This window comes from Idiomarina loihiensis L2TR (genome assembly GCF_000008465.1).
GTDB classification, from domain to species: domain Bacteria; phylum Pseudomonadota; class Gammaproteobacteria; order Enterobacterales; family Alteromonadaceae; genus Idiomarina; species Idiomarina loihiensis.
The window spans coordinates 1,255,134-1,279,048 of the sequence record NC_006512.1; the positions used below are offsets into that span (position 1 = coordinate 1,255,134).

At 47.2% G+C, this 23,915-nt stretch carries 15 protein-coding genes, 2 tRNA genes and 3 rRNA genes; 1 reads left to right on the forward strand and 19 read right to left on the reverse strand.

The genetic code is table 11. The features are described 5' to 3' along the window. Nucleotides 1–24: 24 nt before the first annotated feature. From IL_RS06020 to rluD, 14 genes are all read right to left on the reverse strand, one after another. Nucleotides 25–2,736 carry a TonB-dependent receptor plug domain-containing protein gene (locus IL_RS06020; protein ID WP_011234426.1) on the reverse strand — a complete coding sequence of 904 codons (2,712 nt, stop codon included), beginning with the start codon at nt 2,734–2,736 and terminating at the stop codon, nt 25–27. Between the two features lie 292 nt (nt 2,737–3,028). Beyond that, nucleotides 3,029–3,676 (reverse strand): 3'-5' exonuclease, encoded by a 648-nt coding sequence (locus tag IL_RS06025; RefSeq protein ID WP_011234427.1) that lies wholly within the window; start codon nt 3,674–3,676, stop codon nt 3,029–3,031. Nucleotides 3,677–3,678: 2 nt separating this feature from the next. Beyond that, on the reverse strand, nt 3,679–5,511 hold the full coding sequence (locus tag IL_RS06030; RefSeq protein WP_011234428.1) for a DUF294 nucleotidyltransferase-like domain-containing protein: 1,833 nt from the start codon (nt 5,509–5,511) through the stop codon (nt 3,679–3,681). A gap of 106 nt (nt 5,512–5,617) precedes the next feature. Next, nucleotides 5,618–7,333 carry a sodium:solute symporter family protein gene (locus tag IL_RS06035; RefSeq protein WP_011234429.1) on the reverse strand — a complete coding sequence of 572 codons (1,716 nt, stop codon included), beginning with the start codon at nt 7,331–7,333 and terminating at the stop codon, nt 5,618–5,620. A gap of 6 nt (nt 7,334–7,339) precedes the next feature. Beyond that, nucleotides 7,340–7,606: a DUF4212 domain-containing protein gene (locus IL_RS06040; protein ID WP_011234430.1), complete on the reverse strand. Its 267-nt coding sequence runs from the start codon at nt 7,604–7,606 to the stop codon at nt 7,340–7,342. Nucleotides 7,607–7,766: 160 nt separating this feature from the next. Next, nucleotides 7,767–7,882, reverse strand: a 5S ribosomal RNA gene (gene rrf / locus IL_RS06045). Nucleotides 7,883–8,032: 150 nt separating this feature from the next. Next, nucleotides 8,033–10,921 (reverse strand): 23S ribosomal RNA (locus IL_RS06050). A 223-nt stretch (nt 10,922–11,144) separates the two neighbouring features. Then, nucleotides 11,145–11,220 (reverse strand) — tRNA-Ala (locus tag IL_RS06055). Between the two features lie 114 nt (nt 11,221–11,334). After that, nucleotides 11,335–11,411, reverse strand: a tRNA-Ile gene (locus tag IL_RS06060). Nucleotides 11,412–11,530: 119 nt separating this feature from the next. Next, nucleotides 11,531–13,074, reverse strand: a 16S ribosomal RNA gene (locus IL_RS06065). Together the 16S, 23S and 5S rRNA genes with 2 tRNA genes alongside form the textbook arrangement of a ribosomal RNA operon. A 396-nt stretch (nt 13,075–13,470) precedes the next feature. Then, nucleotides 13,471–14,298 (reverse strand): CDP-diacylglycerol--serine O-phosphatidyltransferase, encoded by an 828-nt coding sequence (gene pssA, locus IL_RS06070; RefSeq protein ID WP_011234431.1) that lies wholly within the window; start codon nt 14,296–14,298, stop codon nt 13,471–13,473. Between the two features lie 88 nt (nt 14,299–14,386). Continuing rightward, nucleotides 14,387–16,960 (reverse strand): ATP-dependent chaperone ClpB, encoded by a 2,574-nt coding sequence (clpB, locus tag IL_RS06075; RefSeq protein ID WP_011234432.1) that lies wholly within the window; start codon nt 16,958–16,960, stop codon nt 14,387–14,389. A 72-nt stretch (nt 16,961–17,032) separates the two neighbouring features. Continuing rightward, nucleotides 17,033–17,746, reverse strand: a complete 714-nt coding sequence (gene pgeF, locus IL_RS06080) for a peptidoglycan editing factor PgeF (protein ID WP_011234433.1) — start codon at nt 17,744–17,746, stop codon at nt 17,033–17,035. Next, complete coding sequence (rluD, locus tag IL_RS06085; RefSeq protein WP_011234434.1) at nt 17,724–18,692, reverse strand: 23S rRNA pseudouridine(1911/1915/1917) synthase RluD; 969 nt, start codon at nt 18,690–18,692, stop codon at nt 17,724–17,726. The genes pgeF and rluD overlap by 23 nt, the downstream gene beginning before the upstream one ends. A 111-nt stretch (nt 18,693–18,803) precedes the next feature. On the opposite strand from rluD, the gene IL_RS06090 reads away from it, so the two are divergent. Beyond that, complete coding sequence (locus IL_RS06090; RefSeq protein ID WP_011234435.1) at nt 18,804–19,574, forward strand: outer membrane protein assembly factor BamD; 771 nt, start codon at nt 18,804–18,806, stop codon at nt 19,572–19,574. Between the two features lie 26 nt (nt 19,575–19,600). Here IL_RS06090 and glnB read toward each other — a convergent pair whose 3' ends face one another. The 5 genes from glnB to fliQ all read right to left on the reverse strand — a co-directional run bounded on the left by glnB (nt 19,601) and on the right by fliQ (nt 23,910). Continuing rightward, entirely contained in the window at nt 19,601–19,939 is a 339-nt protein-coding gene (gene glnB, locus IL_RS06095) for a nitrogen regulatory protein P-II (RefSeq protein WP_011234436.1), read from the reverse strand. An 11-nt stretch (nt 19,940–19,950) separates the two neighbouring features. Continuing rightward, nucleotides 19,951–21,582 carry an NAD+ synthase gene (locus IL_RS06100; protein ID WP_011234437.1) on the reverse strand — a complete coding sequence of 544 codons (1,632 nt, stop codon included), beginning with the start codon at nt 21,580–21,582 and terminating at the stop codon, nt 19,951–19,953. Nucleotides 21,583–21,697: 115 nt separating this feature from the next. Then, nucleotides 21,698–22,825 carry a flagellar biosynthesis protein FlhB gene (gene flhB, locus IL_RS06105; protein ID WP_011234438.1) on the reverse strand — a complete coding sequence of 376 codons (1,128 nt, stop codon included), beginning with the start codon at nt 22,823–22,825 and terminating at the stop codon, nt 21,698–21,700. Between the two features lie 30 nt (nt 22,826–22,855). Further along, nucleotides 22,856–23,641 (reverse strand): flagellar biosynthetic protein FliR, encoded by a 786-nt coding sequence (gene fliR / locus IL_RS06110; protein ID WP_011234439.1) that lies wholly within the window; start codon nt 23,639–23,641, stop codon nt 22,856–22,858. Next, entirely contained in the window at nt 23,641–23,910 is a 270-nt protein-coding gene (gene fliQ, locus IL_RS06115; RefSeq protein WP_011234440.1) for a flagellar biosynthesis protein FliQ, read from the reverse strand. The genes fliR and fliQ overlap by 1 nt, the downstream gene beginning before the upstream one ends. Nucleotides 23,911–23,915: the final 5 nt, after the last annotated feature.

Consider the following 23,915-nt stretch of genomic DNA (forward strand, 5'->3'; position numbering starts at 1 on the left):
TTTTATAACGCTCTAAAAAGACTATTAGAAGCGGAAGCCAACACGTGCATACCAGTATTGACCCGCTGTATCGTAAGAGGTGTTCAACGTATTCATATCGTTGTTGTTCGATACGTACGGAGGTTGCTTGTCGAACAAGTTACGAATACCCAGCGTAAAGGTTGTCTCTGAATTAAAGAAGTAAGACGCTTGCATGTCATGGTAGATGTAACTACCTACTGAGCTGCTCAAGTCGCTGCTATCGTAGTTGACATCATCAACTCCAGATTGGAATCGTGAGATCCAAGTGACAGCAACATCCTCAACTTTATAAGACGCGGTGAAGTTAGTACGCCATTTTGAGAAAGCAGCGATACGACCTGCGAAGTTAGAATCAGCACCGAAATTACCGGCGAGTTCCAAGGGAGCAGCACCTTCCTGAACCTGATAGTTATAGTCCTTCAGGTATGTACCATCAAGACGCAAGTTTAGAAGGCCTCCGGCAACTTCATCATTCCAGTTAACGTCAAAATCAATACCAGACGTTTCAAACGTTGAAATGTTTTGAGTCGTTGCATCGGTACCAGCTAACGTACCCTGCGCATCGCGATAATCAGAAGAAGGCCAGCTTTTCGTATCAACGGCCTCTGGTCCTAGAATTAAATCGCATGATGCAGAAGAAAAGTTTTCACTTGTGTAACACTGCTCAGCAATCAAGCTTATATCTGGTGCGCCGATGCCGTTTTCAATTTCGATATCGTAGTAGTCGATAGCGACATTTAAATTATCCATAAACTCTGGTTGATAAACTACACCCAGCGTGAAGCTATCAGAAGTTTCTGGTTTCAGATCTGCATTTCCAGATAAAATGGTTGCTGACTGGCTAGTTTTGGGAGTGAAATCACTATCTAACCCATCGGCCTTACAGTTAGCATCCAGAATATCATTGCTGCTGTCGCCATACTCAGTGCAGGGATCAACGTACCTAGAGAATGAAATAACCTGAGGACTGTTCAAGTTATCAATAGTGGGGGCACGAAACCCTTCCGCGATAGTTGCACGCACCAATAAACCATCTTTAGGAACGTACTCAAGACCAAATTTAGTAGTAGTTTGTGCGTCGAGGAAGTTGTAATCGGAACGTCTTACAGCAGCCGATAAATCTAAAGATTGTACACCGGGTAAATCACGCAGTAGTGGTGCATCTACCTCAATATAAGCTTCTTCCACATCATACGAGCCTTCTGATGGAATACCTGGCGTGCTATAAATCTGACCAATCGCGGCGGCACCGTCTGGTTGGTTTTCATAAGATTCCCAGCGTTTTTCAACACCAGCAGCCCATGCAATAGAGCCTGCAGGTAATGACCAGCTACCTGTGTCACCAGTTAAGTTCGCCATAAACTGTTTGGTGGTGCCACGAACAACAGGAGAATTGGCAATCAGAGCATAATCCATCATTTCATCAGTCAATGAATCGGCCTCGAAAGGGTTCCATATTCCCGGACACTCTTCGTCGCTATTGCAAAGTTCTTCATCAAGCAACGTATTGAAACGTGTACGGTTTGCTTGATTATACTCTACCGTTGTATCTACATAACGAGCATAATTATATGAAATATCCCAGGACCAACCGTTATCCAGGTAGCCTTCGAAACCTAATACCATTCGATAATCTGAGAAGTCCTGTGTATATTCCCGGCCACCAGTTTCAGTCAGTCGACGGTAAACCGATAGGTCTTTTCCAGTTTTATTATATTCAAAGTCCGCGTCAACTGGCGCGCCCCAAAAAGTACCTGTTGGCGCTAATAGCTGATTAGATTGACGATTCGCGTAACCACCCTCTAAGAACACGCGTAAATCGCGAGTAATATCGTAATTAGCTACCGCGTTAATGGTAAATAGTTCTTGTGGTGATTTTAAGTAAGAATCAGTTGCGTAGTTATAACCGTCTTTTTGCGCATTAAACAAACGCTGTTCACCAGTCTGAGGGTCTAGTACGTATGTTTTCTTTTCTCCTGTTGGTACAAAAGAACCGAACTCATTTATTGTAGAACCATCAAAGACGGCCTTGCCATTTTTCTCAGCGAGCGGAATGCGTGAAAAATCACGGTCAGCCTGACCGATTGCATTACGGTTTTGGTATTCAAGACCCAAAACAACACTGCCTTTACCACTTGACGTACCAATAACACCTGAAAGCTTAGTGGTTTCACCATCACCTTCACCAGTTAAGTCGTACTGGGCACTAAACTCCGCACCTTCAAAATCTGTCTTGGTAATAAAGTTGATAACACCGGCAATGGCGTCAGAACCGTATATAGTGGAAGCGCCGTCACGCAAAACTTCTACACGCTGAACCATAGCCATAGGAACGGCGTTCAGGTCACCTGATGCATAGCGACGACCATTAATAAGAATGAGTGTTCTTGCACTTCCTAAACCGCGAAGGTTTGCTGTTGCGTAACCGCCAGAACCATTGTTTGTACTGGAACCGTTCATGGCTCCGTTCATGGAAGGAAGATTATGGATAAAGTTTTCCATAGTGGTAAAACCAGAAGCTTCAATAGCTTCGGCGTCGAATACAGAAACCGGACTTGCGGTTTCCATGTCGGTACGCTTAATACGCGAACCTGTAACCTGAATGCGCTCAACATCGTTAGCGCCTGAGTCTTGTGCTGCAACAAATGCAGGAAAGCCTAACGTCGCAGTAACAGCCAAAGCTGTTACGCTTTTACGGAAGGTATTAGTATTCATTAAAATTACTCCCTGGAACATTATTTTTGAGTTGCTTGATTGGCGAAAGCAACCTGAAACCGATGGTAGCCTGACTACTAATTGTTCGACCACCCGTTTTCGGTAACAACCTTTTAACGCTGTAAGGAGTTCATTTCAATAGGCACTTAGGTCTTTTCTTATAGCGCCGGAACTGACTGCTCAAAAAATAACCTTGACGCCTATTAAGCATTCTTTTTTATTAATAAAATTAACGAATGTATCTATAAAAAACACATATGTTTACTAATTGTAAAATGTTGATTTTAATGAATTAATCAATACTTTTTATTAACAAATTTAAAGGAGATTTAGACATGTTGAACCCGTAACATTGCGCCAAAAAAAGCTCAGCGCAAGCAACGGTATCGGTCAGTGCATGGTGAGCATGATAATCAGGTAAGTTGTAGCGTTTACGACAGGCACTAAGAGCCAGTTGGCCGCCGTAAATAGGTTGATGAGGGTTGCGTTCAAGCTTATGTTTTTCGAACGCTAAGGTGTCGAATATAGCCAGGGGTTTAAAAGGTATACCGTACTGCGCTTCTATATGTTTCAGAAAACGCCAGTCCATACCTTTGTGGTGACAAACTAACACGGCATCATTCAAAGCACGGCTTAACATAGCAAAGGTTTGTTTAGGCTCGGAGCTATGCAGAAAGTCTTGCCTGGTTAAACCATGAATGGTCGGGCTCTGGCCGAGTTCAAGCTCTTGTCCGTGAGCGAAAACATGATACTGAGCGTTACCCAGGTGCATCACAGGCGGATGAATGCTCATCCAGGCAATCGATAAAATTTGATGTTTTTTCGGATCCAGTCCGGTGCTCTCAATGTCTAGCGCCACGTATCGCAGGCTTTGCCACGGCTGTTTTAACTTCTGTCGCCTGTCGTACCAATGAGCAAGTTTTTGCAGCCACTGAGACATAATTAGTACCCTTGCCGGCTAAACTTCAGACCAACGCCTTGTTGCGCTTCTTTTATAATTTTAAAAGCGGTCTTTAACTGGCGCCTTGAAAGCGTGCTCAGTTCATCAGGGTCTATGGCATTCTTTGGTTTGTCGCTGCCCCATACTTTTAACTGATGGTTCAACCTGAGCTGCGTCAAAAACTCCCAGGCTTCCAGTAGTGACTGGTTATCGCGACGATTTAACAAGCGGCTACCTTTTAACGCGTTTAAACGTGCAGCAGTGCCTGGTGACGTAATTCCGGCCTGCAATGAGTAAATACGTGCTATATCATTAATTAATGCAATGCCGTAACGTTTAATATCTATGGTATCGCCGTCATCGGTATCCTCTGTGCGTAAGCGGTTAAACAACCCTAAAGGTACGGCTATGCGGTTAACCAGAATGGCTAGATTTCCCAGAAACATTTCATTCTTCGCTAAGCTCGCAATCTGTTCGCGGTATTCTTGATAAAATTTCCCCGGGCCAACAACCGGCCTGCTGTCAAAAAATATCTGACAATACATAAGTGCTTTTGGTGTCGGGCTTTCAATCCAGTTCCGGAAACGTTCCTTCCATTGGTTAATGGTCCCCCGGCACTCAGGATTAGATGCCATAATATTTCCGGGGCAAGATGGGATACCACACTCATTCAACCCTTCGCAGACGTAATTTCCTAAACCGGCAAACCAGTCTTTTTGCTTATCGGACAAACCATTGCTAAGCAAAAGACCGTTGTCCTGATCTGAACTTAAAGTTTGATCTTCTCTGCCCTGTGAGCCAAATGCTAACCAGCTATAAGCGGCTGGTGCGGCGCCGTTTTCCTGCTCATACAGCTGTATTAGCTGACGTGTCATGCCGTCAGTAACCGATGCCATAAGCCGACCTAAAACAGATGTTTGCTTTACGCGGCTGGCAAAGGTCTGTAGATATTCCGGAAGCTTCTGCGCTTCCTCTATTAATTGAGACTTACTACCTGCCTTACGAATGGCACTAATCAGAAAGACTGGATCGCTGCGTTGCTGACGAATTAAGTCGGTTGCCGTTACCATCCCTACGGGTTGGTTCTGGTCATTAACCACCGGTAAGTGATGAATATTACTGGAGGTCATAGTGGTTAACGCATCCATTAACGAGCGATTTTCGTAAACCGATTCCGGCAGTTGTGTCATTACCGACGAAACGCGCACATCCAGCGGTAAGCCTTCAGCCACTACCCGGTTTCTTAAGTCTCTGTCCGTTAAAATACCGACCAATTGGGTGTCATCAACGACCAAAACAGACGATATACCATGGCTAGCCATTAACTTAGCCGCTTCTTGCACTGACGTGCTGCTGGATAAACTAACCGGAGGCATGGACACAACACTGCCAACTGTCTGCTCACTCCAGTCACTATCAGTGCCGTCATCACTTTTTTGTTCCGTTAATAAACGTTGACCATGAGCCCTTATAAAGTACTGCTCGAAAGATTTTGACACATTGCGAAGCCGATCAAACGCCGACTGTGGCAACACATAAACAATACCGTCTTCTATCGCCTGTAATTTATTAACCACTTCACGGCCTGATAGCAAAGACGGATAGCCAAACAAATCGCCGCTTTCCAAACGCTCTATCAGCCGCCCGTCTGCCCCTCTTAAATCAAAAACACCTGAGCGCACGATGAACAGAGCCGGCTTCATATCTTTTAATATATCGTTGCAGTTCTGATCATTCATATAAACCGACGGCAACTGCGATACAGCCCAGCTTCTTTGCTCTTCCGCTAACGTATCAAAAGGAGGGCAGTCTTTTAGAAATGAATTAACTTCCATGGCTAATCCTAATTTATAGAGAAGCAAATTTCAGTTTTGTGTATTAACTTGAGTTAGTCAATAAAAAGCCCAGCACTAGGCTGGGCTTCAATTAGGATACATCTCGTTAGTGAGGCTTAGCTTCACCGGACCCTTTTGGATACCGTATAGACTCAACCAGTTCCTGAATTTCTTCCGGAGCGTCACCAGTAAACTTATGCACGACAACTGCTACAACAAAGTTGATGATCATGCCTAAGGTCCCAATACCCTCAGGGGAAATTCCGAATAACCAGTTTTCTTGAGTATTCAGCTCGGGAGCGACGAACTTGAAGTACACGATATAACTGAAGGTAAACAGTATACCCACAACCATACCAGCTATCGCTCCTGTGCTGTTCATACGTTTATGGAATACACCCATGATTATCGCAGGGAAGAAGCTTGCTGCGGCTAAGCCGAAGGCAAAAGCGACCACCTGCGCCACGAAGCCGGGCGGGTATATACCAAAGTAGACTGAGATGACAATTGCCGTCGCAGCTGCAACCCTGGCATATAACAACTCCTGCTTATCCGTTATATTCGGCGCCAAATTTCGTTTCAGTAAGTCGTGCGAAACGGAGGTTGATATAACCAGTAGAAGGCCTGCTGACGTAGAAAGTGCTGCGGCAACACCACCTGCTGCAACCAAAGCGACAACCCAGGCCGGCAATTCGCCAATTTCAGGATTCGCCAATACCATGATGTCACGGTCAATGGTCATTTCATTGCGTTCATCACCTGAGTAAAACATTTTGCCGTCGTTGTTGTTGTCTTCCCACGTGATAAGACCTGTTTTTTCCCAGTTTTTAATCCAGCTTGGGGCGTTATCGTATTCAACACCTTGTAGGTCTGGGCCATTGATGGTGTTGAAAATATTTACTTTAGCAAACGAAGCAATAGTCGGTGCTGTTAAGTAAACCACTGAAATAAATGTCAGAGCCCAGAAAGCTGAACGGCGTGCATCACGTACTTTCGGTACTGTAAAGAAACGCACGATAACGTGAGGCAGACCAGCGGTACCTACCATCAATGCTGCAGTAATGAAGAACACATCAACTTTACTTCGCACACCTTCAGTGTATTCGGCGAAACCTAGCTCGGTCGATAATCCATCCAGTCGTTCAAGTAAGAACTGTCCCGAGCCTGGAACCCCGTCAGCTATTGTGGCGCCAAATCCCGTCTGCGGCAGTACGTGACCGGTCATCATTAAAGACAAGAATACCGCAGGCACTATGTAAGCAAACATCAATACAATATATTGTGCTACCTGAGTGTAGGTTATCCCTTTCATACCACCCAATACGGTATAAAAGAATACGATTATCGCACCAATGATAACGCCGGTTGCGATGTCAACTTCCAGGAAGCGGGAGAATACGACACCAACACCTCGCATTTGCCCTGCAATGTAAGTAAAGCAGATCAAGATGGCACAGATAACTGCAATGGTACGTGCCGTTTGAGAATAGTACCGATCACCGATGAAGTCAGGAACAGTAAACTTGCCAAACTTGCGTAAATAAGGAGCAAGACACATAGCTAATAGAACATAGCCACCAGTCCACCCCATTAGGTAAACAGAGCCATCATAACCAGCAAAGGCTACGATACCCGCCATTGAGATAAAAGAAGCAGCTGACATCCAGTCAGCGGCCGTTGCCATACCATTGGCAATAGGGTTAACTCCGCCGCTTGCTACATAAAAGTCATTAGTTGAGCCGGCACGTGACCAAATCGCAATACCTATGTATAGCGCGAAAGTCAGGCCGACGATTATAAAGGTGAGCGTTTGAATATCCATAGCGCCTTAGTCCTCGTGTACATTGTATTTGTTATCTAACGCGGCCATGCCTCTCACATAAATGAAGATAAGCACGATGAAAGTCAGAATGGAGCCTTGCTGTGCGAACCAGAATCCCAGCTTGAAGCCGAAGAAAGTGATTTCGTTAAGCACGTCCACCAATATAATTCCAAAGCCATAGGAAACGACAAACCATACAATTAGCAGCTTGAGCATCAAGCTGAGGTTTTCTTTCCAATACGCTTTGGCATGGGATTCGCTTTCGAATGCCATAACGTCCCCTCCAGTTGTTCAACATTATTGTTTTAGGTCGATAACAAATGTAAATGCAATTGTTAACAAGGGGAATAGGACTTTGGTCGTAGCTGATTGAAAGGAGAATTCAGACATAAAAAAAGCCCCCAGCGTGAGCTGAGGGCTTCTTAGAATAAAAGTCTGGCGGTGACCTACTCTCGCATGGGGAGACCCCACACTACCATCGGCGCTGGTGTGTTTCACTTCTGAGTTCGGAATGGATTCAGGTGGTGCCACACCGCTATGGCCGCCAGACATAAACTGTCACAACATGTAAAAACTGACTGCTTTTTTAAGTAAAAGCCACTCTGTTGAATTCACTATCTCACCTGATGTGAACATCAGGCTACTTATTCGGTACAGTCGCTCGCTTGTGCGTAACGTCCCAAACACCTTGGGTGTTGTATGGTTAAGTCTCACGGGCAATTAGTACGGGTTAGCTCAACGCATTACTACGCTTCCACACCCCGCCTATCAACGTTGTAGTCTCCAACAACCCTTCAGAGCACTCTAAGTGCTAGTGACAGCTTATCTTGAGGCTCGCTTCCCGCTTAGATGCTTTCAGCGGTTATCGATTCCGAACGTAGCTACCGGGCAATGCCACTGGCGTGACAACCCGAACACCAGAGGTTCGTCCACTCCGGTCCTCTCGTACTAGGAGCAGCTCCTCTCAACTCTCAAACGCCCACGGCAGATAGGGACCGAACTGTCTCACGACGTTCTAAACCCAGCTCGCGTACCACTTTAAATGGCGAACAGCCATACCCTTGGGACCGACTTCAGCCCCAGGATGTGATGAGCCGACATCGAGGTGCCAAACACCGCCGTCGATATGAACTCTTGGGCGGTATCAGCCTGTTATCCCCGGAGTACCTTTTATCCGTTGAGCGATGGCCCTTCCATTCAGAACCACCGGATCACTATGACCTACTTTCGTATCTGCTCGACGTGTCTGTCTCGCAGTTAAGCTGGCTTCTGCCATTGCACTAACCGTACGATGTCCGACCGTACTTAGCCAACCTTCGTGCTCCTCCGTTACTCTTTGGGAGGAGACCGCCCCAGTCAAACTACCCACCAGGCACTGTCCACAACCCCGATAAGGGGCCTATGTTAGAACATCAAACATACAAGGGTGGTATTTCAAGGATGGCTCCACGTCAACTAGCGCCAACGCTTCAAAGCCTCCCACCTATCCTACACATGTAGGTTCAATGTTCAGTGCCAAGCTGTAGTAAAGGTTCACGGGGTCTTTCCGTCTAGCCGCGGGTACACAGCATCTTCACTGCGATTTCAATTTCACTGAGTCTCGGGTGGAGACAGCGTGGCCATGGTTACACCATTCGTGCAGGTCGGAACTTACCCGACAAGGAATTTCGCTACCTTAGGACCGTTATAGTTACGGCCGCCGTTTACCGGGGCTTCGATCAAGAGCTTCGTCCGAAAACTAACCCCATCAATTAACCTTCCGGCACCGGGCAGGTGTCACACCGTATACGTCCACTTTCGTGTTAGCACAGTGCTGTGTTTTTAATAAACAGTCCCAGCCACCTGGTCACTGCGACCACCAGCAGCTCATGACGCGAAGTCAATCACCACCAGTGGCGTACCTTCTCCCGAAGTTACGGTACTATTTTGCCTAGTTCCTTCACCCGAGTTCTCTCAAGCGCCTTAGTATTCTCTACCTGACCACCTGTGTCGGTTTGGGGTACGGTCAATGTTCATCTGAAGCTTAGAGGCTTTTCCCGGAAGCATGGCATCAATGACTTCGCACCCGTGGGTACTCGTCTCGTGTCTCGGCCTTAAGGACCCGGATTTACCTAAGTCCTCAGCCTACGCACTTTCACCGGGACTACCAACGCCCGGCTCACCTAGCCTTCTCCGTCCCCCCATCGCAATGAACATCGGTACAGGAATATTGACCTGTTTTCCATCGACTACGCGTTTCCGCCTCGCCTTAGGGGCCGACTTACCCTACCCTGATTAGCATGGGATAGGAAACCTTGGTCTTCCGGCGTGGGAGTTTTTCACTCCCATTATCGTTACTCATGTCAGCATTCGCACTTCTGATATGTCCAGCAGTCCTCTCGAACCACCTTCGCCCACTTACAGAACGCTCCCCTACCCCGCATACCTAAGTATGCAGCCGCAGCTTCGGTGTATGGCTTAGCCCCGTTACATCTTCCGCGCAGGCCGACTCGACTAGTGAGCTATTACGCTTTCTTTAAAGGATGGCTGCTTCTAAGCCAACCTCCTAGCTGTCTCTGCCTTCCCACATCGTTTCCCACTGAGCCATAACTTCGGGACCTTAGCTGGCGGTCTGGGTTGTTTCCCTCTTCACGACGGACGTTAGCACCCGCCGTGTGTCTCCCGGATAGTACTCATTGGTATTCGGAGTTTGCATGGGGTTGGTAAGTCGGGATGACCCCCTAGCCCAAACAGTGCTCTACCCCCAATGGTATTCGTCCGAGGCTCTACCTAAATAGATTTCGGGGAGAACCAGCTATCTCCGGGCTTGATTAGCCTTTCACTCCTAGCCACAAGTCATCCCCTCATTTTTCAACATAAGTGGGTTCGGTCCTCCAATTGATGTTACTCAATCTTCAACCTGCTCATGGTTAGATCGCCCGGTTTCGGGTCTATACCCTGCAACTCAACGCCCAGTTAAGACTCGGTTTCCCTACGGCTTCCCTATACGGTTAACCTTGCTACAGAATATAAGTCGCTGACCCATTATACAAAAGGTACGCAGTCACGGGACGAACCCGCTCCTACTGCTTGTACGTACACGGTTTCAGGTTCTGTTTCACTCCCCTCGCCGGGGTTCTTTTCGCCTTTCCCTCACGGTACTGGTTCACTATCGGTCAGTTGGGAGTATTTAGCCTTGGAGGATGGTCCCCCCATATTCAGTCAGGATATCACGTGTCCCGACCTACTCGATTTCACTTATCATGCACCTTCACATACCGGGCTCTCACCGTCTGTGGCTCCGCTTCCCATCGGATTCTGTTAGCACAAGTTAAGCTTAAGGGCTGCTTCCCGTTCGCTCGCCGCTACTGGGGAAATCTCGGTTGATTTCTTTTCCTCCGGGTACTTAGATGTTTCAGTTCTCCGGGTTCGCTTCCTGGCACCTATTGATTCAGTGCCGGATACTCTGTAAACAGAGTGGGTTTCCCCATTCGGAAATCCATGACTCAAGTGCCTCTTACTGGCTTATCATGGCTTATCGCAAGTTAGTACGTCCTTCATCGCCTCCAACTGCCTAGGCATCCACCGTGTACGCTTAGTCACTTAACCATACAACCCGAAGGTGTCTGGCATACGTGACCAAGATTGTTTGTTCTCGCTGTACACAAGTTCGATACGCCTCTACCAAATCAGTTTGTTCAAGTAGAGTGGCATTTCTTACTTTTAATATTACAATCAGCTTTTCATGTTGTTAAAGAGCACGTAACACTAAGTTACCGGTAAACATTCTTATTAAAGAGTGCTTAACGCTAACGGTTACGAAGAGAAGAAATGGTGGAGCCAAGCGGGATCGAACCGCTGACCTCCTGCGTGCAAGGCAGGCGCTCTCCCAGCTGAGCTATGGCCCCGTAATGGGTTTTCCACACACCCCGATAAGGGAATTTCAAGGTTAGGCAAGGCGAGAGGGTGCAAAGCATACATCAGTATGCGAGTACCCGAACAACGCAGCATAACCGCAGAAATGGTGGGTCTGGGCAGACTTGAACTGCCGACCTCACCCTTATCAGGGGTGCGCTCTAACCAGCTGAGCTACAGACCCAGTTTCTTCTCTGTCTATATCAAGCCTGCAAACTGTGTGGACACTTACTCACACGGATGTGAGGTAGACAAAAAATGCAGGACGCAATTTTTTGTGTACACAAAAGATAAGCTGTTTTGTAAGGAGGTGATCCAGCCGCAGGTTCCCCTACGGCTACCTTGTTACGACTTCACCCCAGTACATGAACCACACCGTGGTGATCGTTCTCCCGAAGGTTAAACTAACCACTTCTGGTGCAGCCCACTCCCATGGTGTGACGGGCGGTGTGTACAAGGCCCGGGAACGTATTCACCGTGGCATTCTGATCCACGATTACTAGCGATTCCGACTTCACGGAGTCGAGTTGCAGACTCCGATCCGGACTACGACGCACTTTATGAGATTCGCTAACCATCGCTGGCTTGCTGCCCTTTGTATGCGCCATTGTAGCACGTGTGTAGCCCATCCCGTAAGGGCCATGATGACTTGACGTCGTCCCCACCTTCCTCCGGTTTATCACCGGCAGTCTCCCCAGAGTTCCCACCTTTACGTGCTGGCAACTAAGGATAAGGGTTGCGCTCGTTGCGGGACTTAACCCAACATCTCACAACACGAGCTGACGACAGCCATGCAGCACCTGTCTCAGTGTTCCCGAAGGCACTAATCCATCTCTGAAAAATTCACTGGATGTCAAGGGATGGTAAGGTTCTTCGCGTTGCATCGAATTAAACCACATGCTCCACCGCTTGTGCGGGCCCCCGTCAATTCATTTGAGTTTTAACCTTGCGGCCGTACTCCCCAGGCGGTCAACTTAGTGCGTTAGCTGCGTTACTCACGTCTTAATGACACGAACAACTAGTTGACATCGTTTACGGCGTGGACTACCAGGGTATCTAATCCTGTTTGCTCCCCACGCTTTCGTACCTCAGCGTCAGTCTCTGACCAGGTGGCCGCCTTCGCCACCGGTATTCCTTCCAATATCTACGCATTTCACCGCTACACTGGAAATTCTACCACCCTCTTCAGGACTCTAGCATGCCAGTTCAAAATGCAATTCCCAGGTTGAGCCCGGGGCTTTCACATCTTGCTTAACACGCCGCCTACGTACGCTTTACGCCCAGTAATTCCGATTAACGCTTGCACCCTCCGTATTACCGCGGCTGCTGGCACGGAGTTAGCCGGTGCTTCTTCTGCGACTAACGTCAATGTGCTGCGCTATTAACACAACACCCTTCCTCGTCGCTGAAAGTGCTTTACAACCCGAAGGCCTTCTTCACACACGCGGCATGGCTGCATCAGGGTTTCCCCCATTGTGCAATATTCCCCACTGCTGCCTCCCGTAGGAGTCTGGGCCGTGTCTCAGTCCCAGTGTGGCTGATCATCCTCTCAGAACAGCTAGGGATCGTCGCCTTGGTGAGCCTTTACCCCACCAACTAGCTAATCCCGCTTGGGCTCATCTTTAGGTGTGAGGCCCGAAGGTCCCCCACTTTGGTCCGTAGACATTATGCGGTATTAGCCACAGTTTCCCGTGGTTGTCCCCCGCCTAAAGGCAAATTCCCAAGTATTACTCACCCGTCCGCCGCTCGTCAGCAGAGAAGCAAGCTTCTCTCTGTTACCGCTCGACTTGCATGTGTTAGGCCTGCCGCCAGCGTTCAATCTGAGCCATGATCAAACTCTTCAATTAAAAGTAGTTCAATCAACTCAATGAATTACGCGTTTTTGCTTGGTTTCTTGCGAAACCTTGCTGAACACTCATTCAAAAGTTGCAATACAAATATTTCGTTTTGCTTAACTTCTGCAAGTGCCCACACAGTTTGCTTGGCTTGATATAATTGTTAAAGAGCGTTGCTTCTTTCGAAGCAGGGAGGCGTATTCTACACGTCCCTTTCGTTTCGTCAACCCATTTTTTTCAGCTTTTTCAGCCCGGTTAAAACAAAACGCCGTTGTCGGAATTTGTTGCAAATACACTTTGCAGATAACTCATGACAACGGCGGCGAATTATAGTGATCTCACTGAGCCTTGCAAGATCTTTTTAGAACCTATTTGATCGTTTGCTCAGAACTTCACCAATTTGCTAGTTTAATCTTCTTTCTCGGCTTTTTCTGCTTCTTTTTTAGTCTCTTTATTGTCATTAAAGTCGGCGTCATCTTCGTCATCGTCACCAACAACATGACCTAACTTCAATTTTTTTACATTCTTGATGGTTAATACCGGACCCGATAAGGCATATAAGAAGAATATTGAGAACAGCACTAAAGATGGTTGCGTCGCAACAATAACGAAAACCAAAACAATAACCAGAATAACAAGGAATGAGACTTTGCCTTTCCAGTCAACGTCTTTAAAAGAGTGATAACGGAAATTCGTGACCATTAGCAGGCCAGCACAAATAGTAATAACAGCGGCAAAGCCACCCATGTCACTACCTTCAACACCGTACTCAGCACCCACCCAAACTAAACCGGCGACAATAGCCGCCGCGCTCGGTATTGCCAGACCCTGAAAGAAGTTTTTATCTGAGGAGCCAAGGTTAGTATTAAACCGCGCCAGCCGTAATGCACCGCCAGCCACAAAAATAAAGGCTGCTAGCCAACCTATTTTTCCGAGATCAGCCAAGGCATAGTTATACATGACCAAGGCCGGTGCCATACCAAAGGAGACGATATCGGCCATACTGTCGAATTCAGCCCCGAAGTCACTTTCGGTATTGGTCATTCTTGCAACCCGGCCGTCCAGCCCATCAAAAACCATTGCAATAAAAATTGCGACTGCCGCTTCAATAAAGCGATCGTTCATTGACGCGACTATGGCATAAAAGCCTGAAAACAAGCCTGCAGTCGTAAACAAGTTTGGCAGTAAATAGATACCGCGGCTCTTACCATTGGTATTTGAGCTGTCATTACTCATGTATAAAACACTCTTTAGTCACTAAATAGAAAGTAGTCAGGTTATCACATTAGGGCTTCGAACAGGAAATGCCCGAAGCCCTGTGTGGTTACTGCGTGATCACTAACCGCTCATTTTCAACACTTACTTTGATCGGTTTAGCAGGCTCAAGTTCCCCTGACAAGATTTTTTGCGCTAAAGGATTCTCCAACTCGTGTTGAATAGCACGTTTCAGAGGCCGCGCCCCAAATACCGGATCAAATCCCGTTCTTGCCAGATGAGATAAAGCCTTATCATCCAGTTCTAACTGATAGTCTTTGTCTTCCAGGCGCTTATAAAGGAGCTGCAACTGGAACTGCGCAATAGATCTAATTTCACTTTCCCCAAGAGGATGGAAAACAACGGTTTCGTCCACACGGTTAATGAATTCAGGACGGAAATGATGCGCCAGCACTTCCATGACCTCGGCCTTCATCTGCTCATAAGTATGCTCTTTGGCATGCTCCTGAATTAAATCAGAACCTAGGTTAGAGGTCATGATAATAACGGTATTTTTGAAATCGACCGTACGTCCCTGACCATCGGTTAAGCGGCCATCGTCCAATACCTGTAATAAGATATTAAAGACATCGGGGTGAGCCTTCTCTATTTCGTCCAACAAAATCACCGAATACGGTTTACGCCGTACAGCTTCGGTTAAATAGCCACCTTCTTCGTAGCCAACATAGCCAGGAGGCGCACCAACCAGACGGGCAACCGAATGTTTCTCCATAAACTCGGACATATCAATACGCACCATTGCATGGTCGGTATCAAACATAAAATTCGCCAAGGCTTTAGAGAGCTCAGTTTTACCCACACCGGTTGGACCAAGGAACAAGAATGAACCAATAGGACGATTCGGATCACCTAGTCCCGCACGTGAACGACGGATAGCATTTGAAACCGCTTCTACGGCCTCATTTTGACCTACTACCCGACTGTGGATTTGCTCTTCCATATGTAACAGCTTTTCACGCTCGCCTTCGAGCATTCTGTTAACCGGAATACCCGTCCATCGTGACAGTACATCAGCAATTTCTTCTTCAGTAACCCGGTTTTTCAGCAAACTCATATCCTGCATTTCGGCTTGCAAGGCTAAATCCAGTTGTCGCTCCAGTTCAGGAATCCGGCCATACTGAAGTTCTGACATCCGGTTTAAGTCACCGGCGCGGCGGGCAATATCCATATCCGTGCGAGCCTGCTCTAGCTGCGCTTTAATATGTTGAGTACCTTGTACTGCCGCTTTTTCTGTATTCCAGACTTCTTCCAGCTCTTCATATTTACGTTCTTGCTCGTCCAGCTCGTCGTGCAGAATTTCCAAGCGTTTTTTGCTGGCATCATCTTTTTCTTTCTGCAACGCCTGACGTTCAAGTTTTAACTGAATAATTCGACGCTCCAGGCGATCAAGATCCTCTGGCTTAGAGTCAATTTGCATACGAATACTTGATGCTGCCTCGTCAATTAAGTCGATGGCTTTATCCGGCAGTTTTCGATCACTGATATAACGGTGCGATAAAGACGCCGCGGCCACAATAGCCGGATCGGTAATTTCCACCGAATGGTGCAGTTCGTAGCGCTCTTTCAAACCACGCAAAATAGCAATGGTGTCTTCCACGTTTGGCTCTTCCACCAAAACTTTCTGGAAGCGTCGTTCCAGCGCCGCATCTTTTTCAATATACTGACGGTATTCATCCAGCGTAGTAGCACCAACACAGTGCAGCTCGCCACGAGCCAGAGCTGGCTTCAACATGTTGCCGGCATCCATCGCACCGTCCGCTTTACCAGCACCGACCATGGTGTGCATTTCGTCAATAAACAAAATGATGCGACCTTCTTCTTTAGACAGCTCAGTCAATACGGCTTTGAGTCGCTCTTCAAACTCGCCGCGGAATTTAGCTCCCGCTAATAAAGCCCCTAAATCCAGAGACAATACTCGTTTATGCTTTAAACCCTCAGGCACTTCGCCGTTAACAATACGCTGAGCTAACCCTTCAACAATGGCGGTTTTACCGACACCGGGGTCACCAATAAGTACCGGGTTGTTTTTAGTACGGCGCTGCAATACCTGAATAGTCCGGCGAATTTCTTCATCACGGCCAATAACAGGATCAAGCTTGCCCTGCTCCGCACGTTCAGTTAAATCAATGGTGTACTTGTCCAGCGCCTGACGTTTGTCTTCGGCATTAGGGTCATCCACTTTTTCGCCATCACGAATGTCGTTAATGGCTTTTTCCAACGCATCACGTTTTATGCCCTGCTGACGGAAAATATCGCCCAGCTTGCCTTTGTCTTCTGCCGCAGCCAGCAAAAACAGTTCAGACGAGATATAAGAATCATTTCTTTTTTGCGCGTATTTATCGCACAGGTTTAAAAGTTGAGCTGTGTTCTGCGATAACTGAACGTCACCGCCGGTGCCCTCAACCTGAGGTAAGGCATCCAGGGCTTTCGACAAGTTCGCTCTGAACTGGGGAATGTCCACACCCAGCATGGTAAATAAAGGGCGCACTGAGCCACCGTTTTGATCCAACAGTGCCTGCATTAAATGGACGGGTTCTATGAATTGATGGTCACGTCCCAGAGCAATTGACTGAGCATCGGCAATTGCCATCTGAAACTTACTGGTAAATTTATCGTGTCGCATTGGTACTTCCTCACTTAATTCTTTCGTTAAGTTAAATGTGGGTACTTTTTGCGCATTTTCAAGTGACTAAAATTAATTTCGCCAAATAATTGACGCAAATCTAGCTGCAGCTTTCTCCTTGCGCCACGAGTACCAGCTTCGGTTATTACGAACAGTACATTCGCTGCTTTTGGTTATATCCTCAACGCCCGCGCGCAAACACTCGTCCGCTGCAATTGAGGCTAAATCGGCTAACCATTTACCGGAGTGAGAAATAAAATATTCCGCATTAGATGAATGACGTGCAACGAACACATTTCTTACGTCGTCACCTACTTCAAAAGCCGAAGCGCCGATAGACGGTCCTATCCAAATGCGAATGTTAGCCGCAGGGGTTTTAAAGCTTGCCAGAGCATTTTGTAATACCCCGCTGGCTAAACCTCGCCAACCTGCGTGCACTGCTGCAATTTCCTTTCCGTCGTCCGAACAGCAAAGAATAGGCAAACAGTCTGCGGTTAAAACCGCACAGACACTCTGGGGATCGTCGCTATAGACAGCATCCGCAACAGCAGACTTAAAAGGCCAACGCAAAACCTTATTGGTATGTTGTTGCTGCAACCAGGTAACCGCGGTTGGTAATTTGAGTGAGCGCTGCAATTGTCGGCGACGCAGAAGAACCGCAGCGGGGTCATCTCCGACATGCGCGGCCAGGTTCCCAAAAGCTCTGGTGGTCACTGCCGCATGAACATTCGGCGGCAGCTGCCAGTCAGGAACTATAATGCCGTCATGCTGACTTGAAACGTTCATGATCAACGCGCAGTTCTTCAATTAAATATTGAAAATCGGTTGGCCGTGGAACATTAAACTCCAGCCAGTCGCCGGTAATGGGATGATGTAAGCCCAACGATGCCGCATGCAGCGCCTGGCGGTTAAACCCTCGCAACGTCTGCAATAAACGATCTTCAGCCTGTTTGGGCGGACGCGGTCGGCCGCCGTAGGTCAAGTCACCGACTAAGGGGTGGCGAATATGCGCCATATGCACGCGAATCTGGTGAGTTCGGCCGGACTCTAAACGCAGACGAAGTAATGTATGCGCACGGTAGCGATCTAACACACGATAATGCGTGACTGCCGGTTTCCCCGACTGCACCACCGCCATATGCGTACGTTTTGTCGGATGACGACCGATAGGTTGGTCAACCATGCCGCCGGCTGTCATCACACCATTACACACTGCTTCATATTCGCGAGTAATATCGCGATCCTGCATCATTGAGACTAACTGCGTCTGTGCGGGCACATTACGCGCAACAACCATCAGTCCTGTTGTGTCTTTATCTAAACGGTGAATAATACCCGCCCGCGGCACTAAATCGAGCTGCGGATCATAATGCAACAAACCGTTCAGCAAGGTTCTGTCAGGCGCTCCTGCTCCGGGATGGACAACTAAGCCCGCAGGCTTATTAATAACCAGAATATCGTCATCTTCATAAACAATATCCAGTTCCACCGGCTGTGCTGCGTGCCGCTCTTCCCCTTCAATTTCTGCGTCCACTGCAACTAAAGCACCGGCGACCACTTTTTCTCGCGGTTTTTCGATGACTTTTGTATCAATGGTCACTTTTCCATCAGTTATCCAGCTTTTTAAGCGAGACCTTGAGTAGTCAGGGAACAACTCTGCAAGTGCCTGGTCTAATCTTTTTCCAGCCAGAGACTCGGTAACAATGGCTTCTAATTCAATGCTTTTGTTCATATATTGGGTTTCGACTGTCAAAGCCTTTACGGCTGCGTTAGAATGCAAGAATATGCTAGTGTAACGGTTTGCCGGTGCAGCGCCAAAAAAATAAAGGGAATCCTTCATAATATGTTAAGTAATAAGTTAAGCCGAAGCCTCGTTTTCTCATCGGTTCTGGGATTAATGTTAGCGGGCTGCTCAAGCCAATCAGATGAAGAACAAGTGTCGAAAACACAAATAGAATATCTGTATGACCAGGCTCAGGAGAGTATGGCTAATGGTAATTTGAATTTGGCGCAGGAACAATTGTCCAGCCTGAACAAGCGTTACCCTTTTGGTCCTTTTGCTCATCAAATTCAGCTAGACCTTATTTATCTGCATTACAAACTCGATAATACAGACGAAGCCTTAGCCGCAATCGATCGCTTCATCAGCCTGAACCCAAATCATAAAGATGTCGATTACGCACTCTATATGCGCGGGTTGGTTAATCAGCGTGCTGAGCACAATGCCATACATAATCTGGCTGGCGTTGACCGCTCTGACCGTGACTCGTCTATGGCCCAGGCGGCATTTAAAGATTTTGCTGAGTTAGTTCGCAAGTACCCTAAAAGCGAATATGCAGCAGATGCGAAAAAGCGTTTAATTGCATTGAAAAGTCGTTTGGCTAAAAAAGAACTGGCTATTGCACAATACTACATGGAGCGTCAGGCTTACTTAGCCGCAGCTAACCGTGGTCGGTATGTATTAGAGCATTTTTCAGACACACCGGAAGTCGAAAATGCCTTAGCTATAATGGTAGAAAGTTATGATCAGCTGGAGCTGCCTGAATTGCGTGAAGACGCAATGAAGGTGCTGAGAGCAAACTTTCCTGAGAATCAGTTAGTCTCAGCACGCTAGGTTCTTACAAAGAATGACGCGGTAGCTTATACCGCGTCTTCGTTTTCCTCTCCGGTACGAATACGAATAACACGTTCAATCTCAGTGATAAAAATTTTCCCATCACCAATTTTTCCGGTTTGAGCGGTTTCCATAATGGCTTCAATACAACGCTCAACTTCACTATCCGCAACCACAACTTCCAGTTTTACTTTTGGTAGAAAATCGACCATGTACTCCGCGCCACGATAAAGTTCGGTATGGCCTTTCTGACGACCAAAGCCTTTTACCTCTGACACAGTCATACCGGCAATGCCGACTTCAGACAGCGCTTCGCGCACGTCGTCCAACTTAAACGGCTTAATAATGGCTTCAACTTTTTTCATCAGTATTTATCCTATTGACCTTGTCGCTGTAATTCATGGCGATAGTGACTGGTAATAGGGTAACGACGATCTTTACCAAAGTTACGAGGTGTCACTTTAGGCCCAACTGCAGATTGGCGACGCTTGTATTCATTTAGATCAACCAGGCGAACCACCCGGCGCACGTCTTCCTCTACAAATCCGGCCGCGATAATATCGGTTACCGACCAGTCTCTCTCTACATACAATGCCAGAATGCGATCTAAATCGCTATAGTCTGGTAGCGAATCAGAATCCACTTGATCGGGTGCGAGTTCAGCAGAAGGCGGTCTGTCTATAACCCTTTGAGGTATGCAGGCACCCCGAGTATTACGAAACTCGGCCAATTGATAAACCAGCAACTTAGGAATGTCTTTAATAGGCGCAAAACCGCCACACATATCACCATATAAGGTTGCATAACCCACCGCCATTTCACTTTTGTTGCCAGTAGCCAACACCAGCGAACCGGTTTTATTGGATAAAGCCATAAGTAATACACCGCGACAGCGGGACTGCAGGTTTTCTTCGGTGGTATCGGTTTCGGTCTCTCCGAATAACGGTCCCAACTGAGTCATAAACTCATTAAACATGGGCTCAATTGGCACAACGTCGTAGCGAACACCTAAGGTATCAGCTTGCTTCTCTGCATCTTCCAGACTCATATCTGAAGTATAACGAAACGGCATCATAACAGCATGAACCTTATCGGCTCCCAGAGCGTCGCTTGCTATCGCCAAAGTTAATGCGGAATCGATTCCACCTGACAAGCCTAATACCACACCAGAAAAACCATTCTTGGTCACATAGTCACGCACCGCCAACACCAGAGCGTCGTATACATGAGCCAAGTCGTTTTGTTCAGCCTTAGGCTCAAAACCGACACAACGGATACCTTTGTCTTCGTAAGTTACGCTTGCCGTGGTCATTTCACAGTGCGGTAGTTCGGCAACCAGCTCACCTTCTGCATCTAAAACCAGTGAATGGCCATCAAACACCAGCTCATCCTGCGCACCACAATTATTCAAATACAAAATGGGTTTACCGGCTTCTGCCACACGCTGTTTCAACACACCTAAGCGCTGTTCGTGTTTGTTTAACTCGTACGGAGAAGCATTAATTGAAAGCACCAGATCAATGTCATCATCCAATAATTGTTGTAAGGGTTGCGGATGCCACAAGTCTTCACAAATTTGTAAGCCAATGCGCACGCCCTGCCATTCAAACACCTGACTCTGATGGCCCGGAATAAAGTAACGTTGTTCATCAAAAACACCGTAATTGGGCAGACGCTGTTTAAAGTAGCGGTGCAGGCATTCTCCCCTGTGTAGAACGGACATAGCGTTGAACAACTCTCCGCCAACAGCCTGAGGGTGACCGACAATAACCACACAATCTGAAGCTGCTGCGCTGATTTGCTCTACGGCGTTATCCACCGCCTGGTGTAAGTCATCGCGGAACAATAAGTCTTCCGGCGGATAACCGGTAATAGCCAGCTCGGGGAACACAATAATGTCGTGTTGCTCACCCTGCTCACGCAGCGTCTTTAAAATTAGGGCGGTGTTGTTGTGAATGGCACCAACCGTAAAGTCCAGCTGTGCCAGGCACAAAGAAAGTTTAGCCATAACTGCTTAGTCCAAATTTGCCACTGCCGATATCGGCACGAATGGTGGCGAATGATATAGCAGCCCGTCTTAACGCGCAAATTATGCAAGTCCAATTACATTGTAATCAGGCTGGTTAGTAACGTAAATCGTCCGGAATATCTTTATCCATAGGTGGTTTTTTCGGACGTTTCGCCTGTCCTTTCTTAAACATTCGTAATTGATATACGTACGCAAGAATCTGTGCCACGGCCACGAACAGCCCTTTCGGAATTTCTTTTTCCAGCTCGGTGGTATGGTAAATTGAGCGGGCAAGCCCCGGCGAAGCAACCAGCGGAATTTCATATTCCAGAGCAATTTCACGAATTTTTGCAGCAGTTTCATCGGTTCCTTTTGCAAGAAGAACCGGAGCCTGTACGCCGCCGTCGTCATATTTTAAAGCGACAGCATAGTGGGTAGGGTTAGTTACAACAACGTCGGCCTTAGGCACTTCCTGCATCATTCGGCGATTTGCCATTTCCATTTGTAAGCGACGAATACGCCCTTTAACTTCCGGACTCCCTTCCGTGTCTTTGTGTTCGTCTTTGACTTCCTGCTTACTCATTTTTAAGTCTTTATTGTGTTTCCATACCTGGAAGGGAGCATCAATAACGACAATAAGAAATATCGACAAACACAACAACAGGAACATCCATAGTAAGGTGTCCAGCGCGTTTTCAATCATGGTCGGCATCTGCCCCATAGACATTTGCAGAATGTCGACAAATTTCCACTTAAGCAGAAAGTATGCAGAAACGGCTACCACCATAAACTTAGCTATGGCTTTTATCAGCTCCACCAATGCCTGAACACCAAACATCCGTTTAAATCCATTAAGCGGATTCATCCGGTTAAATTTAGGTGCCATTGCCTGAGCGGAAAAGTTAATGCCACCCAACCAGCTGTTCCCCAGAAAGGTAAACACCACAATAAAGGCAAAAATGGTCAGTATTGGCCAGAGAATTTCACCAAAGGCAATGGCAAAGGCTTCATACATTTTGCTGGTGTCAAACGCGTGCTGTCGGTCAAGCGTAAACATAATTTCAAAAACGTTACGCACGCCCTGGTACAAAGCACCACCGAACCAGAAAAACGAAACTGCGGCACTCACCAATACAAAGCCGGTTCCCATTTCTTTGGAGCGAGCAATTTGGCCTTTGTCGCGGGCCTGCTGTTTTCGTCGCTCCGTGGGGTCTTCTGTACGTTCCTGATCAGTCTCAGCCATGCTTACTGCCCTTTGTCAGAGAAAGTCGATTTAAGCACATTGACTACCCAATATCTCGCACATGGTTTGTACAACCCGCGCCCATTGGTTTTCGAAGTGAAAAATAAAGCCGCCCATGGTTAGCCACACAACCACTAATCCACTGACCATAGTAATAGGAAAACCAATAGCAAAAATGTTCAGCTGTGGAGCCGCCCGGGTCATAACCCCAAAGCTTAAGTTAATTAGCAGCAACGCAATGACCCCCGAAAGCATCGCCGTTAAGGCCGCCGAGAACATGTAAACGCCCCACTCCGCAACCGCAAATAAAGCGTCGGCATCCAACCCGGTCATACCCACAGGTATTGCGTCAAAACTGGCAACAACCATATGAATCATTAATAAATGCCCGTCGAACGCGAGAAAAACCAGACTGGCTAACATTAAAAAGAACTGTGCAATAACCGGCACTTGCTGGCCGTTGGTGGGGTCAACCATAGAGGCGAAACCCAAACCAATTTGCATGGCAATAATTTGGCCACCCAGAACAAATGTTTGCAGGAACAAAATGGAAAGCAACCCTAAGGCAACCCCAATAACGACTTGCTGTGCTGTAACTAAGAAACCGCCTACCGACATCATTTCAACGCCCGCATTAATTTCCGGCAAAGCAGGTGAAACGGCCATAATAATGGCAAGAGATAAAAAGATTTTGACGCGGGAGTTCACTATGGTGCCGGAAAACAGTGCCATACTCATGATCATTGATGACACCCGTGTTAGCGGCCACAGGTGTTGTTCCAACCACTCGAGCAGAACAGAAGTCACCAGATCCATTAGCCGACCACTTCAGGTATCCGGTTAAACATCTCGATAGTGAAGTCCATTACGGTTTCAGTCAGGAAGTGTCCACCAAGACCAATAACGGCAAGAGTGACAAGTAGGCGGGGCAGAAAGCTTAAGGTTTGCTCGTTGATAGAGGTAGCTGCCTGGAAAACCGCAACGACCAGACCCACTAAAAGTCCGGGAATAATTATAAAAGCCACCATAATCACTATGGTTTTCAAAGCTTCCTGGAAAATGTCGAGAAACATTTCCGGTGACATATTGC